16 protein-coding genes are annotated in these 14,186 nt (G+C 40.9%); 14 read left to right on the top strand and 2 right to left on the bottom strand.

Annotated features, from left to right (window positions below):
• From PVE40_RS06575 to PVE40_RS06565, 3 genes are all read left to right on the top strand, one after another.
• Positions 1-330: transposase (locus tag PVE40_RS06575; RefSeq protein WP_274731050.1), on the top strand; the 330-nt coding region annotated here is incomplete at its 5' end.
• A gap of 275 nt (positions 331-605) precedes the next feature.
• Complete coding sequence (locus PVE40_RS06570; RefSeq protein WP_274731087.1) at positions 606-1,484, top strand: DUF5808 domain-containing protein; 879 nt, start codon at positions 606-608, stop codon at positions 1,482-1,484.
• Between the two features lie 18 nt (positions 1,485-1,502).
• Positions 1,503-2,261, top strand: a complete 759-nt coding sequence (locus PVE40_RS06565; protein WP_274731086.1) for a CPBP family intramembrane glutamic endopeptidase — start codon at positions 1,503-1,505, stop codon at positions 2,259-2,261.
• Between the two features lie 106 nt (positions 2,262-2,367).
• Here the strand turns inward: PVE40_RS06565 and PVE40_RS06560 are convergent, their stop codons facing one another.
• Positions 2,368-3,033 carry a type 1 glutamine amidotransferase gene (locus tag PVE40_RS06560; protein ID WP_274731085.1) on the bottom strand — a complete coding sequence of 222 codons (666 nt, stop codon included), beginning with the start codon at positions 3,031-3,033 and terminating at the stop codon, positions 2,368-2,370.
• Complete coding sequence (locus tag PVE40_RS06555) at positions 3,034-4,383, bottom strand: Mur ligase family protein (protein ID WP_274731084.1); 1,350 nt, start codon at positions 4,381-4,383, stop codon at positions 3,034-3,036. It abuts the gene before it with no gap.
• A gap of 247 nt (positions 4,384-4,630) precedes the next feature.
• Between PVE40_RS06555 and PVE40_RS06550 the strand changes: the two genes are divergently transcribed.
• The 11 genes from PVE40_RS06550 to atpA all read left to right on the top strand — a co-directional run bounded on the left by PVE40_RS06550 (position 4,631) and on the right by atpA (position 14,175).
• Positions 4,631-5,215, top strand: coding sequence for a thymidine kinase (locus tag PVE40_RS06550; protein ID WP_274731083.1), 585 nt, complete (start codon positions 4,631-4,633; stop codon positions 5,213-5,215).
• 4 nt (positions 5,216-5,219) lie between these two features.
• The gene (prfA, locus tag PVE40_RS06545) at positions 5,220-6,299 is read left to right on the top strand and encodes a peptide chain release factor 1 (protein WP_274731082.1); all 1,080 of its coding nucleotides are present in this window, start codon (positions 5,220-5,222) and stop codon (positions 6,297-6,299) included.
• Positions 6,286-7,143, top strand: a complete 858-nt coding sequence (prmC, locus tag PVE40_RS06540; RefSeq protein ID WP_274731081.1) for a peptide chain release factor N(5)-glutamine methyltransferase — start codon at positions 6,286-6,288, stop codon at positions 7,141-7,143. The genes prfA and prmC overlap by 14 nt, the downstream gene beginning before the upstream one ends.
• 86 nt (positions 7,144-7,229) lie before the next feature.
• Entirely contained in the window at positions 7,230-8,258 is a 1,029-nt protein-coding gene (locus tag PVE40_RS06535) for an L-threonylcarbamoyladenylate synthase (protein ID WP_274731080.1), read from the top strand.
• A gap of 76 nt (positions 8,259-8,334) precedes the next feature.
• Positions 8,335-9,564, top strand: a complete 1,230-nt coding sequence (gene glyA, locus PVE40_RS06530; RefSeq protein ID WP_274731079.1) for a serine hydroxymethyltransferase — start codon at positions 8,335-8,337, stop codon at positions 9,562-9,564.
• Positions 9,565-9,633: 69 nt separating this feature from the next.
• Positions 9,634-10,269 carry a uracil phosphoribosyltransferase gene (upp, locus tag PVE40_RS06525; RefSeq protein ID WP_274731078.1) on the top strand — a complete coding sequence of 212 codons (636 nt, stop codon included), beginning with the start codon at positions 9,634-9,636 and terminating at the stop codon, positions 10,267-10,269.
• A 321-nt stretch (positions 10,270-10,590) separates the two neighbouring features.
• Positions 10,591-11,304 (top strand): F0F1 ATP synthase subunit A, encoded by a 714-nt coding sequence (atpB, locus tag PVE40_RS06520; protein WP_274731077.1) that lies wholly within the window; start codon positions 10,591-10,593, stop codon positions 11,302-11,304.
• Positions 11,305-11,338: 34 nt separating this feature from the next.
• Positions 11,339-11,551, top strand: coding sequence for a F0F1 ATP synthase subunit C (gene atpE, locus PVE40_RS06515; protein ID WP_274731076.1), 213 nt, complete (start codon positions 11,339-11,341; stop codon positions 11,549-11,551).
• Positions 11,552-11,591: 40 nt separating this feature from the next.
• Entirely contained in the window at positions 11,592-12,098 is a 507-nt protein-coding gene (gene atpF, locus PVE40_RS06510; protein WP_274731075.1) for a F0F1 ATP synthase subunit B, read from the top strand.
• Positions 12,099-12,113: 15 nt separating this feature from the next.
• On the top strand, positions 12,114-12,653 hold the full coding sequence (locus PVE40_RS06505; protein WP_274731074.1) for a F0F1 ATP synthase subunit delta: 540 nt from the start codon (positions 12,114-12,116) through the stop codon (positions 12,651-12,653).
• Between the two features lie 46 nt (positions 12,654-12,699).
• Positions 12,700-14,175 carry a F0F1 ATP synthase subunit alpha gene (gene atpA / locus PVE40_RS06500; protein WP_420828518.1) on the top strand — a complete coding sequence of 492 codons (1,476 nt, stop codon included), beginning with the start codon at positions 12,700-12,702 and terminating at the stop codon, positions 14,173-14,175.
• Positions 14,176-14,186 lie beyond the last annotated feature (11 nt).

Raw genomic sequence — 14,186 nt, 5'->3', positions numbered from 1 at the left:
TACCACAAGCGTGGCACCATGGAGAATTATATCAAGGAAGCGAAGAACGGTTTCCATTTCGACAAGACGGATAGCTCCTGTTTTCTGGAAAACCATGGCCGGATGATGGTAAGCCTCTTGGCTTACAACCTGGTCAACTTCATGAAAACAATCTGTTTACCGGCGAAAGAAGCGGCCTTCCAAGTAGACACCTTGCGCCTGCGCCTCTTCAAAGTGGCTGGCAAGCTGGTCCGCAGCGGCCGAAAGTTTTTTTTGAAGACGAGCTCTTCCCATGTCTACCAAAACCTGTTCTACCACTTATTGGACAAAATCCAGCAACTCTGTTGGTAGGGCCGAGAGCCAACTGAAATTTTAAAAAAATTAATGAATTCCAAGGGGATCGTGCGCCCAAAAACCGGAAGTTTTTCGTACTGATTCTTGAACGCAAACAAAATTTGAAACAATGGTGCGATTCACATTCGGAATACAATGATAAAAAAGTATAAACCAACGGTTTTCCTAAATTAATAAGGAAAATTTAGAAGTATGAATAATTCAGGTTTTAGTATGTTCATTGGTTTACCGCTCTTCTATTTCCTTTTATTGATTCTTTCGATGAGGCAGAAATGATAGCGGCCATTTACACATTGATCGCAATTCTACTTTATATGCTGCTTTCTTTTGGGCTATATTTGAAATATCGGAAGGAAATTCTTGACTGGAAACAAACCTTACCAAAGGAAGAACAAGAAAAAGCGAAAAAAGTTATTATTGATGTAAACTTTCACCGTCAATTAAAAACACGGAGTAATTTTTTTTTTTTCATCTGGCAAGTAATCATCATTTTGATTCCAATCGTCTTTATTTTTGCTTTTTATGACGCTATTCCCAATGGAATTCCAATTAATTGGGATCTCAACTTTGAAGTCAATCGCACGATGGAGAAGAGTTTATGGACTGTTCTCGCTTTGCCCTTCCTTCAAGTAATGCTCATTCCTGTTTTCCACTACAGCCGCTATTCAATTCTGGTTTCTAAGCAAAAATTATCTCCGCTCGAACCAGTAGAGGCAAGTGCCAAAAGTCGTCATTTCCGTCAAGCATGGTCGAATTTCTTGTTTTGGATGACCCTGGCAACCCAGCTGTTGCTTTCTGGACTCGTCCTATTCTCGATGTTCAGCCAAGGAAAAATGGGTTGGATCATGTTTGTCTTTATCGTGATCTATATGGTGTTTACGATTGGCGGAACGGTTTATTTATCTTATAAATATGGCCAAGCAGGTGAAAAATTACTAAAAGAAGACGAACGATATTATAAAGATACAGAAGAAAATGGAAGTTGGCTCTGGGGAGTATTTTATTTTAACAAAGAAGACCCGTCTATTTTTGTAGAAAAAAGATTCGGGATTGGACCTACATTGAACTTGGCACGTTATCAAGCTTGGTTATTTGTAGGAGGAACCATTCTTTTGATGATCGTAATGATTCTTTGGAGTTTCACGCTTTAGTGGAGGATATAAAGGAAAATGAAGAAATTGAAAAAAAGCCAGCGAGCACCGTTCATGATGCTCCTTGGCTTAGTCGTTTTAGGAATTGCCAGTCTCTATCCCATGCAAGTTGCTTCTATTCGCAGCCTGGTTATGCAAGGGCTCGTAGAGGTTCCCTTGCGAGCAGAAATCATGGGACTCGTAACCTTACTGCAGCCATTCGTTCTTAGTATGGTAGCGTTAGGAACGGGGCAATATTTATCAAAGAAAGTCGGGCTTCGTTCGTTGATTTCACAAGGAAAGTGGCGTACGAAAAAAGGGTTTGTCCCGGCAACTCTTTCCGGCTTGGGCCTTGGAGCTGGATTTGTCGGCTTCGATCAAGTATTAGAACCATGGCTTCCTTTTCTAGGAGAAACCGTGCGTCCGGACCTTTATGGATTGGTAGTGGGAATTTTATACGGCGGAATTGTGGAAGAGGTGCTCCTGCGTTTTGGTTTGATGACTGTCTTCGTTTACTTCCTTACTAAAAAAGGGAAAAGGCGGAAGCCGAAGAAATACGTAACAGCTATTCTTATCTCGGCGCTCCTATTTGCCTTAGGTCATTATGGAGCAACAAGCTCCTTGACAGAAATGACTCCGCTCGTGTGGACCCGAATGCTGTTACTGAACGGGAGCGGTGGGGTAGTCTTTGGCCTGCTTTACTGGAAGCACCATTTAGAAGCTGCAATGGTCGGACACATGACAACGCATGTAGGAATGTTCGTAACCAATTATCTCCTGTATATGATTGGAAGCTAGAAAATAGTTGGTGTTAGAAGTAAGATAGCAAGCCGTTTATCGAAGGTTCAAAAATAAGACCCCCAAAAACTTTATTTTCGGGGGTCTTATTTTTGATTCATTCATTTTAAGCAATCAAGTTCTTTTTTTGACGATTGGCGATTGCCAATTCTACAATACGTTCTGCTAAATGTTGATTCCGCACAAGCAAAGGTCCATGGAAGTAAGAGCAGAAGACATTTTTATAATGAGCGCCTTCCGTTTGATCCTCATTATTATTTCCTTTTCCTTCTTGAACGATACCAAGTGGTTTTACGCCTTCACCAAGGAAGGTGCGACCGTTATGATTTTCGAAGCCATGATACGTTTCGCCGGTTTCTTCGTTCTTGATAGTAATATTTCCAATAAACCGGTTATTTTCTTGATTCAATGTATAGTGATCAAGAACCCCGATTCCTTCAATACGTTTCCCAGTAGCATCGACATAATAATGTCCTAACATTTGAAATCCGCCACAAATCGCTAATAAAACGCCATCTTGTTCAATGTATTGTTTTATTTGCTCGGCTTTTTCTTTAATGTCTAATGAAACAATGTATTGTTCATAGTCCTGACCGCCACCGAAGAATACTAAATCATATTCGTTCGGGTCAAAAGGTTGTTCTAAACTGATAATTTCCGTTTCTACTGTTACACCTTTTTCGCGTGCATAGTACTGTAACATCAGTAAGTTTCCGTTGTCTCCATAAGTATTCATCAAGTTGCCATATAGATGGCCAATTTTAATTTTCATCTATTTCATCCTCTCCTCGATGAAGCCTTTCTCTGCGAGTTCTTTCCGTAGATTCAAGACAGCTGTATAGGTTGCCATCACATAAATCTTTTCGGTTGGTGCATTCTTAAAGGATTCCAACAAGCGATCCAGTGTTTCATAGACTTTCGTTTCTGCTTCCGGTAAACCGGCTACTTTCAGACGAAGGTGCATTTCTTCTCTGCGAATTCCACTCACGGCAACAGAACGAATGTCATGCTCCGGTAACTTTTCAAATTCTCCATCCCAGATCCAACTTACATCCGTACCGTCTGCTGGACGGTCATTCAAAATGACTGCTAGAGAAATCGGATCATTTTCATAATCCAACAAATTAATAATTTGATTGAGACCGACTGGGTTCTTAATTAGATTTAGGATAATCTTCTTATCTCCTACTTGAATCGTTTCTTGACGGCCAAATTTTTGCTGAGCAGATGCGAATCCAGCTTGAATTTCCGCTGGAGTTAGTCCAAATTCACGGCCAACCGAATAGGCTGCAAGTGCATTATAAACGTTATACAACCCAGCGATATTAATTTTGAAAGGATGTCCGTCAATCGTAAAGGAAGAAGACTGATAGTCCAAATGATCAACAGAAGTGACAGCATATTTTAGTTCTGGACGGTGGAAGTCACAGTTTTGACAGTAATACTTGCCTAAGTTGGCATAGGTATTAAATTTATAATGCAATACTTTTTGGCATTGCGGACATAAAACACCATCTGTATTGTAATGAGCCATTGTTTCGCCATCATCTTCATGGTTGAACCCGAAGTATACTTGTGGATTAACCAAGTCCTTCGAATTAAAAATCGGGCTGTCCCCATTAGCCATTACAATCGCCTCTGGAGCAAGAGCTGCTCCGTCAACCATTTTTTGGTAAATGGTATAGATTTCCCCAAAACGGTCCATTTGATCTCGGAACACGTTTGTATTAACAATGATTTTTGGCTTAATATATTTTGTTACATAAACGAGACTTGCTTCATCAACTTCCAGCACGGCTAGTTTTTTCTCTGCTTTCCTTTTCCCTTTTTGTTCGATAAAAGAAGAAATAATTCCTTGTTCCATATTTGCTCCCGTTGGGTTTGTCAAAATATGGGGATATTTTTGTTGCAAAACATGGTAAGTAAGGGAAGTGGTTAAGGTCTTTCCATTCGTTCCAGTGATAATGACAACTTCATACTCTTTTGCAAGGTGGGATAGGACGGCAGGATCAATTTTAGACGCTAATTTCCCAGGTAAACTGGTACCGCCTTTTGTAAATGTACGTAATGCCCATTGTGCTCCTTTTCCTACCGTGACCGCTACTGTTCCGCGAATACTCAAATGTATCTCCCCTTCGTAAAATTCTCTTTGACATCATAGCACAAAATACATCCATTCTGAAAGTGGCAAAGTATGCTTTCAAAGGAAATGGCAATTAATTTTATCAATTCTTAACAAATTTGATTCTGTTTTTTCAATAATATTTCTTTTCTCAAATTGGCAAATTCGTTCTCAATGATTGACTTTGGAACCAATTATTACTATTATATTACAAGATGATAACCAAAGAACAATGGCGAGGTGCAATGTGGCTCAATTATTTTTTAAGTATGGTGCAATGAATAGTGGGAAAACCATCGAAATCTTAAAAGTTGCCCATAATTACGAAGAACAAGACAAACCAGTGTTGATTTTTACTAGCGCCATTGATAATCGGGATGAAATTGGCTATGTATCCAGTCGTATTGGACTGAGAAGAGAAGCAGTGCCGGTGGATGAGCAAACAGATTTATACAAACAAGTACAAGCTGAACAAGTGAAACCTTATTGCATACTGATTGACGAAGCTCAATTTTTATCAAAAGAACACGTTTTGCAGCTTGCTCGTATTGTTGATGAATTAGCGATTCCGGTCATGGCATTTGGTTTGAAGAATGATTTTACCAATGAACTGTTTGAAGGTTCGAAGTATTTATTGCTATACGCAGATAAAATCGAAGAAATAAAAACGATTTGTTGGTATTGCCATAAAAAAGCAATCATGAATATGCGGATTGTCAATGGAAAACCGATGTATGCAGGCGAGCAGATTCAAATTGGAGGAAACGAGTCTTATATTCCGGTCTGCCGGAATCACTATTTCCATCCAGAGTTGAAAAAAGAAGGGTTTTGAGAAAATGTTTGATCAGTTAGATGCATTCCTGATCCGTTATGATGAGTTGTCTGAATTGCTGAGCGATCCAGAAGTCATTGGAGACACCAGACGCTTTATGGAATTGACAAAAGAGGAAGCAAATTTACGTCCAAAAGTAGCTGTTTTTAAGGAATACAAGCGTGTGACCTCTGAGTTAGCAGATACAGAAGAATTGCTAGGCGAGAGCTTAGATGATGAAATGGCTTCTTTAGCGAAAGAAGAATTATCTGAATTAAAGAGTCAAAAAGCTGACTTAGAAGAACAAATTAAAGTTCTAATGCTTCCTGAAGATCCAAATGATGGGAAAAACATCATTATGGAAATCCGTGGTGCAGCGGGTGGTGACGAAGCTGCCTTGTTTGCTGGCGATTTATTCGAAATGTACAGCCGTTACGCGGAGAGCCAAGGATGGAAAGTAGAAGTATTGGATGCGAATATAACTGGAATTGGCGGATACAAAGAAATTATCCTCATGATTACCGGACAAAGTGTCTTTTCTAAATTGAAGTACGAGAGCGGCGCACACCGTGTTCAACGTGTCCCAGAAACAGAATCGCAAGGACGCGTTCATACTTCAACGTCAACCGTTGTCGTTCTACCTGAAATGGAAGAAGTCGAACTTGATCTCGCTGATAAAGATATCCGAACAGATATTTATCATGCCAGCGGAGCAGGTGGACAGCACGTTAACAAGACCGCTTCTGCCGTTCGTTTAACCCACATTCCTACCGGTATTGCGGTAGCGATGCAAGATGAGCGTTCTCAACTGAAGAACCGTGAGAAGGCAATGAAGGTGTTGCGTGCTCGTGTATACGATCAGCTTGCAGGAGAGGCACAATCAGAATATGATGCAAACCGTAAGTCGGCAGTTGGAACTGGAGACCGTTCCGAACGAATCCGGACCTACAACTTCCCACAAAACCGCGTTACCGATCACCGAATCGGATTAACAATTCAAAAGTTGGATCAAATATTGAGTGGAAAATTAGATGAAGTTATCGATGCACTTATTATTGCCGATCAAACAACAAAGTTGGAGAGTCTAAATAATGGAACAATCTAGTGGTAAAACATATCAGCAAATCATGATGCAAGCTGTTACTTATTTAGAAAACAAACAGCTGAACCCCTCTATTGCAGAGCGCTTATTGATGGATCGATGTGATTGGACCAAAACAGATTTAATGATGCATTTGAATAAAATAATGGATGAGCAGGTTTATCTGCAGTACTTGGATGATCTGAATGAATTCGTTCAGGGAAAACCACTTCAATATATTGTAGGTAAAGAATGGTTCTATGGGTTGCCGCTAAAAGTGACTCAGGATACTTTGATTCCTCGTCCTGAAACAGAAGAATTGGTCCATCAAGCCTTGCTGCACTTAAACAGCAAAACAGATAAAGACCATTTTCGAGTGTTGGATATTGGGACAGGTTCCGGGGCAATCGCGATTGCAATGAAACACGAACGACCTGTCGATCAAGTGACTGCAATCGATCTGTCTCCGGAAGCGTTAGAAGTAGCAAAAGAAAATGCTGACCAGTACCATTTGGACATCCGCTTTCTAGAAGGCGATTTATTAGAACCTGTTGCACTAGAGACCTTTGATTGTATTATCAGCAACCCACCTTATATCGCTTTTGAAGAGAAGCATTTAATGGATGAATCGGTTTTAGAATATGAACCATCAATGGCTCTATTCGCTGAGAATAAGGGTCTGAGCATTTACGAAAAGTTGGCTTACGAATTGCCATTCCATTTGATGACAGATGGTTGTTTGTTTATGGAAATTGGTTTCCAACAAGGTGAAAAGTTGCAGAAACTGTATCGGAAAGCTTTTCCTGATAAAGAAGTAACCATTCAAAAGGACATTAACGGATTAGACCGAATGTTAATTGTGAAATAGTAGAGTGTGAAAAACAGCGGCAAGACCCAAGATAGAGCGGTCTGTGTAAGCCGTTTTTCACACTTTTTTTAATGAGGAGGCAGTATATGGAAACAAGAATATTCCACGCTGAAAATATAGGGGAAGCAGGAAAATTATTAAGCAAGGGGCAGTTAGTTGCCTTCCCAACAGAAACCGTCTACGGGTTAGGCGCCATTGCCTCGAATGAGGAAGCAGTGAAAGAAGTATATCAAGTGAAAGGACGCCCCAGTGATAACCCGTTGATCGTCCATGTAGCTTCATCAGATATTGCTGAACTAGTTGCTTCGGTTCCGCCAGTTGCCCAACCGTTGATGCAAGCATTTTGGCCAGGACCATTGACGTTGATTTTTGAAGCGAAAGACCATGTTTTTGCTCCGGCTCTTTCTTCAGGTCGAGGAACGGTTTCTTTGCGGATGCCTGACCAGCCCTTGACGATTCGCCTAATAGAAGAGACCGGATTTCCGATCGTTGGGCCAAGTGCGAATACTTCGGGTAAACCGAGTCCTACTACAGTTGAACACGTTCTCCATGACTTGTCTGGTAAAATTGCTGGCGTAGTAGACGGAGGAGCGACTCAAATTGGAGTAGAGTCCACGGTGTTGGATTTAACCGATGAGAGAGGTCTAGTCATCTTGCGTCCAGGTGCCATTTCTCGTGAAATGATTGAAGAAGTGGTCGATGAGAAAGTTTGGGTTGGCGGTGATAAGGTAACAGCAGATGAAGAAGCTCCTAAGGCACCGGGAATGAAGTATGTTCATTATTCGCCCAAACAACCCGTCATTTTAGTGTCTGGTAATGATTCTGATTGGAGCGAGTTGATTGACGAGCTACTTATCGAAGGGAAAAAGATTGCCTTGCTCGCTTCCATGGAAACACTGGAGTCCTTAGCGAACAGAGGTATAAAGGATGTGTATTCTTTAGGTAGAAAGGAAGAAGCTAGAGAAGCTTCGAAGCATTTATATGCGGGACTTCGTTATTTTGATGAAGCGGATGTAGATGTCATTTTAGCAGAAGGATATCCAAAAGTAGGAATTGGGCAAGCCTACATGAACCGTCTAGAAAAGGCTGCTTCTTCCTTGTATCCGAAACTATAAACCAGTCGTACAATGTGGTATACTAACTTAGATTTTAATTAAAATTTAATTTACAAAAATGAAATAGGTGATGGTAATGTTGGATGCAGAAGTATTTCAAATCATTGAAATGGAAAAAAACCGTCAAGAACAAGGGATTGAGTTAATCGCGTCTGAGAATTTTGTGTCAGCAGAAGTACTCCAAGCCCAAGGAAGTATTCTAACGAATAAGTATGCTGAAGGGTACCCAGGACGTCGTTATTACGGCGGATGCGAATTTGTCGATCAGATTGAAAATATCGCAATTGATCGTTTAAAACAATTATTTGGTGCTGAATATGCCAATGTTCAGCCTCATTCTGGCAGCCAGGCGAACATGGCTGCTTACCGCGTTTTGGTAGAACCAGGTAGCAAAATTTTAGGAATGGACTTAAACCACGGGGGTCATTTGACACATGGATCAAAGGTAAACTTCAGTGGTCAAACATATGAGTTTGTCTCTTATGGAGTGGATCAAGAAACCGAAACAATCGATTACGAGAAGGTTCGTGCGATTGCTGAAGCAGAAAGACCTGCATTGATTGTAGCTGGAGCAAGTGCCTACTCTCGAGCTATTGATTTTAAGAAATTTCGGGAAATCGCAGATGCAGTAGGTGCAAAGTTGATGGTTGACATGGCTCATATTGCTGGACTTTGTGCGACTGGTTTCCATCAAAACCCTGTTGAGTTTGCCGATGTGGTTACTTCTACTACCCACAAAACCTTACGAGGACCAAGGGGCGGTGTGATTCTGGCGAAGAAAGAATACGCTAAGAAATTGAACAGTGCCGTCTTCCCTGGCATTCAAGGCGGACCGTTGGAGCATGTCATTGCAGCCAAGGCCGTCGCTTTCCATGAAGCGCTGCAGCCAGATTACTATACGTACATGGAACGAGTAGTAGCAAATGCAAAAGCAATGGAGGCAGTGTTCAAGACTTCTTCCTTTCGTATGATTAGTGGAGGCACCGACAATCATTTGTTATTGCTTGATACTTCTGGATACGGAATGAACGGGCATGAATTTGAAGTTTTGCTTGACCGAGTAGGCATAACCGTAAATAAAAATGCAATTCCATTTGACACCTTGCCGCCAAGCAAAACGAGCGGCATCCGGATCGGTACTCCAGCCATCACAACAAGAGGATTCGGTGAAAAAGAAGCATCGCTTGTTGCCCAATTCATCATTGAAGTTGCTGAAAACCGAGAGAACGAAGCCAAGCTATCCGAGATAAGGGAGCATATTCTCACCCTAACAAAACAATTTCCACTTTATCCAACTAATTTCTGATTATTTTCTGGTAAATTGAAACACAATCCGATACAATAGAAAAAGTGAAAAAATGGAAGGGGAATTCGAATGGGACAAGTAACCGTAATGGATCATCCTTTGATTCAGCATAAGTTAACGATTATCCGTCAAACCACCACAGGAACAAAAGATTTTCGCGAGGTTGTAAGTGAAATCGCAATGTTAATGGCATATGAGGTAACTAGAGACATGCCATTGGAAGATGTCGTGATCGAAACACCGCTTGTAAAGTCTGTCCAAAAACAACTAAGTGGTAAGAAAGTAGCCATTATTCCAATTCTTCGCGCAGGACTCGGCATGGTAGATGGCTTTCTAGCAATGCTTCCAGCTGCGAAAGTAGGTCACGTTGGTTTATATCGTGATGAAGAAACATTTGAACCCCATGAATATTTTGTAAAGTTGCCGGCTGATATTGCGGAGCGCCAATTATTCGTAGTAGATCCGATGCTTGCAACGGGAGGTTCTGCTGTTGCTGCGATTGAAGCATTGGTTCGCCGCGGAGCTAAGTCCGACAACATCAAATTTATTTGTTTGGTTGCTGCACCTGAAGGAGTAAAAGTGTTAAAAGACACTTATCCAGAAGTAGAAATTATTACCGCAGCACTTGATGAACGCTTAAACGAGCAAGGGTACATCTTACCTGGTCTTGGCGATGCGGGTGATCGCTTGTTTGGCACAAAATAGACTTCAAAATTACTTCTGGCCGTATGGTTGGAAGTGATTTTTCTTTTTAAAGAAGAATATGAGTTATTTTGACTAGTCAATAAAAGCTCAGGGTATTTTGACTAGTCAATATACCCTGAGCCTATATTGGGTATGCAATATTATTACAGGTTTGAGTAAAGAAACTTTGTAAAAATATTCAATATTTTTTGATTATTTCCTTTATTCGTGGTAATATATGCAATGCAAATGAATTTGACTGTTTTCATAAATATTTTTATACATTTTATATGAAAACGAGAGAGATATTTGCCTGATTTTGATGGAAAAGAGGTGAAACGATTGGAACATGAATCGAAAGTAATTGAACTCCTGGGAATTGGGTTTAGTGTGGATATTCTCATTAGTGTTTTCGTTACTTGTTTGGTTGTATTTTTGTTTTGTTACTTCTGTACGAGAAAACTTTCTGTGCGACCAAGCAACAAAGGACAACTGTTGATGGAATACTTGGCAAATTTTATTAGAAATATGATTTCCAGTTCAATGGACTGGAAACAAGGAGAACAATTTTACTTGCTCGGATTTACCTTATTTCTGTTTATTTGGGTGGCAAACGTATTGGGGCTCGTTTTGATCTTACAAGTAGGTGGATTTAACTACTGGAAAAGTCCAACTGCCAGCCCGGCCGTCACATTAGCCCTAGCGCTGCTCGTTATCTTGCTGACTCACTATTTTGGGGTGAAGGAGCATGGGTTTAAGGATTATTTTATGAATAGTTATATTCGTCCAGTCCCAGCTTTAATGCCAATTAAAATTTTGGAGGAATTTACGAATACATTGACCTTGGCGCTTCGTTTGTATGGGAATATCTATGCGGGTGAAATTCTGTTAGGATTAATCGCTTCGTTAGCAAATGCAGCTGGTCCATTAACATGGGTGATTGGGATACCTTTACAAATGGTTTGGCAAGGATTCTCTATATTTATTGGCTCAATTCAGGCTTTTGTCTTTACGACGCTTACAATGGTTTATTTATCACACAAGATTGAACACTAATCAGCAATAATTGAAAAATAAAGGAGAAATTAAAATGAATTTTATCGCAGCAGCGATCGCGGTTGCAGGAGCAGCCATCGGAGCATCCCTAGGGAACGGTAAGGTTATTTCTACAGCGATTGAATCAATCGCAAGACAACCAGAACTTCAAAGCAGACTACAAAACTTGATGTTTATTGGGGTAGGTTTGATTGAGGCAGTTCCAATCATGGCAGTGGTTATTGCTTTCCTATTAATTTTCCAATAAAAAAGACAGAATAAACTTGAATAGAATAGGGGGAGTAACCTTGAATGTAACGATCATGCTTGGAGATGCATCGACAACACTTGGGAATTCTATCGTCACATTAGTATCATTCTTACTGCTCTTCTGGCTGTTAAAGCGTGTAGCGTGGAAACCACTAATGGGCATGTTAGAAGAAAGAGAAAGAACGATTCAAGAAGATTTGGATAAGGCGCAGTCCGCACGCCAAGTAGCTGAAAAACAAGAAGCAGAGTTACAAAACGAAGCCCGTGAAGCGAGAAGCAAAGCGAACGAGCTATTAACCAGAGCACAAGTAGAAGGAACTGAGATGAAGAAAACGATTTTGGACGAAGCAAGAGCGGATGCTGAACGGATCCGTCAACATGCTCACAAAGAAATCGAACTAGAACGTCAACAAACATTGGAATCCTTGCGGTCAGATATTAGTGAAATGTCCTTGGCAATAGCTGAAAAAATGATAGGTAGAGAACTACATACGAATGACCAAGATCGTTTAATCGAAGAGTTCATCGATGAGCTTGGAAAATAGAAGGAGGGAATTATCATGGATCGTTCCTCAATACACTTTTACGTCCAATCCTTCTATAACCATTTAGAGAGCTCATTTCTATCCAATCAATTGCACATGGAACTGAATCAACTAAAAGAAATGATGTCCGAAGTGGTGGCAGCAGAAGGAGCGGATGAGCAGGCAATTGCAGAAGCAACGTCAGATATTTTATTAGCAGCTGCTCAAACAATGTCCGAAGTAACACTGAAGTTTTTAGACGGAATGGAAGCTGGGAATGATCGTCGCTTGTACTTAGAAGCGATTGAAGAGTTCAACCGTTTCTATCTCGATGACAATGAACCAATTAATGTTACGTTAACTACTGCTGTTCCTTTAACAATAGAGCAAAGGGATAAAATTATTAAAGTTTTCCGCACGAAAATAGCGAACCACCATCTCTATATCCGCGAAGTAGTGGATGAATCAGTTTTGGGCGGCGTTCGCTTGGAATCGGAAAACTATTATTTTGATAATACGTTACAAACAAAATTAACAGAAATGAAGAACCACATATTACAAGATGAATGGGATTGAAGAGGTGAAGAATGTGGTGGATAACAAGAATGATTTACATTCTTTGATGAAGCAAAGAATCAGCTCATTTCAATCTGTTCCACAAATGGAAGAAATTGGAAAACTGACGTATGTCGGTGACGGAATCGCTCGGGCTACCGGGCTGAAAAACGTAATGAGCGGAGAGCTTCTTCGTTTTCGGAATGGTTCCATCGGGATGGCTCAAAGCTTGGAGAAAGACGATGTCGGGATCATTATTTTTGGTGAGTTCGAGAATATCCATGAAGGCGATATTGTAAAAAGAACAGGACATATTATGGAAGTTCCTGTTGGGGAAGCGCTCATTGGGCGCGTAGTGAATGCTCTGGGTCAACCGATTGATGGACAAGGCCCTATCTTAACTACTAAGAAACGTCCAGTTGAAAGTGAAGCGCCAAGTGTCATGGATCGTCAATCGATTAATGAACCGATGCAAACCGGATTAAAAGCAATCGATGCGCTTGTGCCAATCGGACGTGGTCAACGGGAATTAATTATTGGGGACCGTAGAACCGGGAAAACGAGCATTGCTGTTGATGCAATCTTGAATCAACGCGGCAAAGATGTCATTTGTATCTATGTAGCAATTGGCCAGAAGGAATCTTCTGTTCGTAATCTGACAGAGTTGTTGAAGCAACACAATGCAATGGATTATACCATCGTTGTGTCGGCAAGTGCCTCTCAACCAGCTCCGATGCTCTATATCGCACCTTATGCTGCGACATCAATGGCTGAAGAGTTTATGTACCAAGGAAAACATGTGCTGATTGTATATGATGACCTTTCGAAGCAAGCTGCTGCTTACCGAGAAATGTCGTTGTTATTACGTAGACCACCAGGCCGTGAAGCTTATCCTGGGGATGTTTTCTACTTGCACTCGCGCTTGCTAGAACGTTCCGCTAAATTAAATGATGAGCTAGGTGGTGGATCGATTACGTCGCTACCGATTATTGAAACACAAGCCGGTGATATTTCTGCTTATATTCCTACTAACGTGATTTCCATTACCGATGGACAGATTTTCTTAGAGAGTGACCTGTTCTTCGCTGGAATCCGTCCTGCTATTTCCGCAGGGCTTTCTGTATCACGGGTAGGGGGATCTGCTCAAATCAAGGCAATGAAGAAAGTGTCTGGTACATTACGTCTTGACCTGGCTTCTTATCGAGAGCTAGAAGCTTTCACTCAGTTCGGATCTGATCTAGATGCATCTACTCAACAACGATTAAATCGTGGTCACCGTACGGTAGAGGTATTAAAACAGCCGGTTCATTCTCCAATGGGAGTCGAAAAACAAACGATTATGATTTATGCCTTGACGCATGGATTCCTGGATACAGTTCCTGTTAATGACTTGAAGCGGTTTGAATCAGAACTCATGAATTATATGAATGTTTCATACCCTGCTTTACTGACACAAATTGTAGAGACACGTGAATTACCAGATCAAGATAAATTAAATGAGGCACTCGAACAGTTTATACACGTCTTTGTGCCTCATCAGTAATCTTGTTTTTC

It is taken from the genome of Jeotgalibaca caeni, assembly GCF_028863945.1.
GTDB classification, from domain to species: Bacteria; Bacillota; Bacilli; order Lactobacillales; family Aerococcaceae; genus Jeotgalibaca; species Jeotgalibaca caeni.
The sequence above is the reverse complement of the archived record's forward strand: the minus strand, read 5'-3'. Positions and strand labels throughout refer to the sequence as shown.

Bases quoted from the DNA above. Each gene is read 5' to 3' on its own strand.
- PVE40_RS06570 (WP_274731087.1), top strand. From the start codon at position 606: ATGATAGCGGCCATTTACACATTGATCGCAATTCTACTTTATATGCTG.
- PVE40_RS06565 (WP_274731086.1), top strand. From the start codon at position 1,503: ATGAAGAAATTGAAAAAAAGCCAGCGAGCACCGTTCATGATGCTCCTT.
- PVE40_RS06560 (WP_274731085.1), bottom strand. From the start codon at position 3,033: ATGAAAATTAAAATTGGCCATCTATATGGCAACTTGATGAATACTTAT.
- prfA (WP_274731082.1), top strand. From the start codon at position 5,220: ATGTTTGATCAGTTAGATGCATTCCTGATCCGTTATGATGAGTTGTCT.
- prmC (WP_274731081.1), top strand. From the start codon at position 6,286: ATGGAACAATCTAGTGGTAAAACATATCAGCAAATCATGATGCAAGCT.
- PVE40_RS06535 (WP_274731080.1), top strand. From the start codon at position 7,230: ATGGAAACAAGAATATTCCACGCTGAAAATATAGGGGAAGCAGGAAAA.
- glyA (WP_274731079.1), top strand. From the start codon at position 8,335: ATGTTGGATGCAGAAGTATTTCAAATCATTGAAATGGAAAAAAACCGT.
- upp (WP_274731078.1), top strand. From the start codon at position 9,634: ATGGGACAAGTAACCGTAATGGATCATCCTTTGATTCAGCATAAGTTA.
- atpE (WP_274731076.1), top strand. From the start codon at position 11,339: ATGAATTTTATCGCAGCAGCGATCGCGGTTGCAGGAGCAGCCATCGGA.
- PVE40_RS06505 (WP_274731074.1), top strand. From the start codon at position 12,114: ATGGATCGTTCCTCAATACACTTTTACGTCCAATCCTTCTATAACCAT.
- atpA (WP_420828518.1), top strand. From the start codon at position 12,700: ATGAAGCAAAGAATCAGCTCATTTCAATCTGTTCCACAAATGGAAGAA.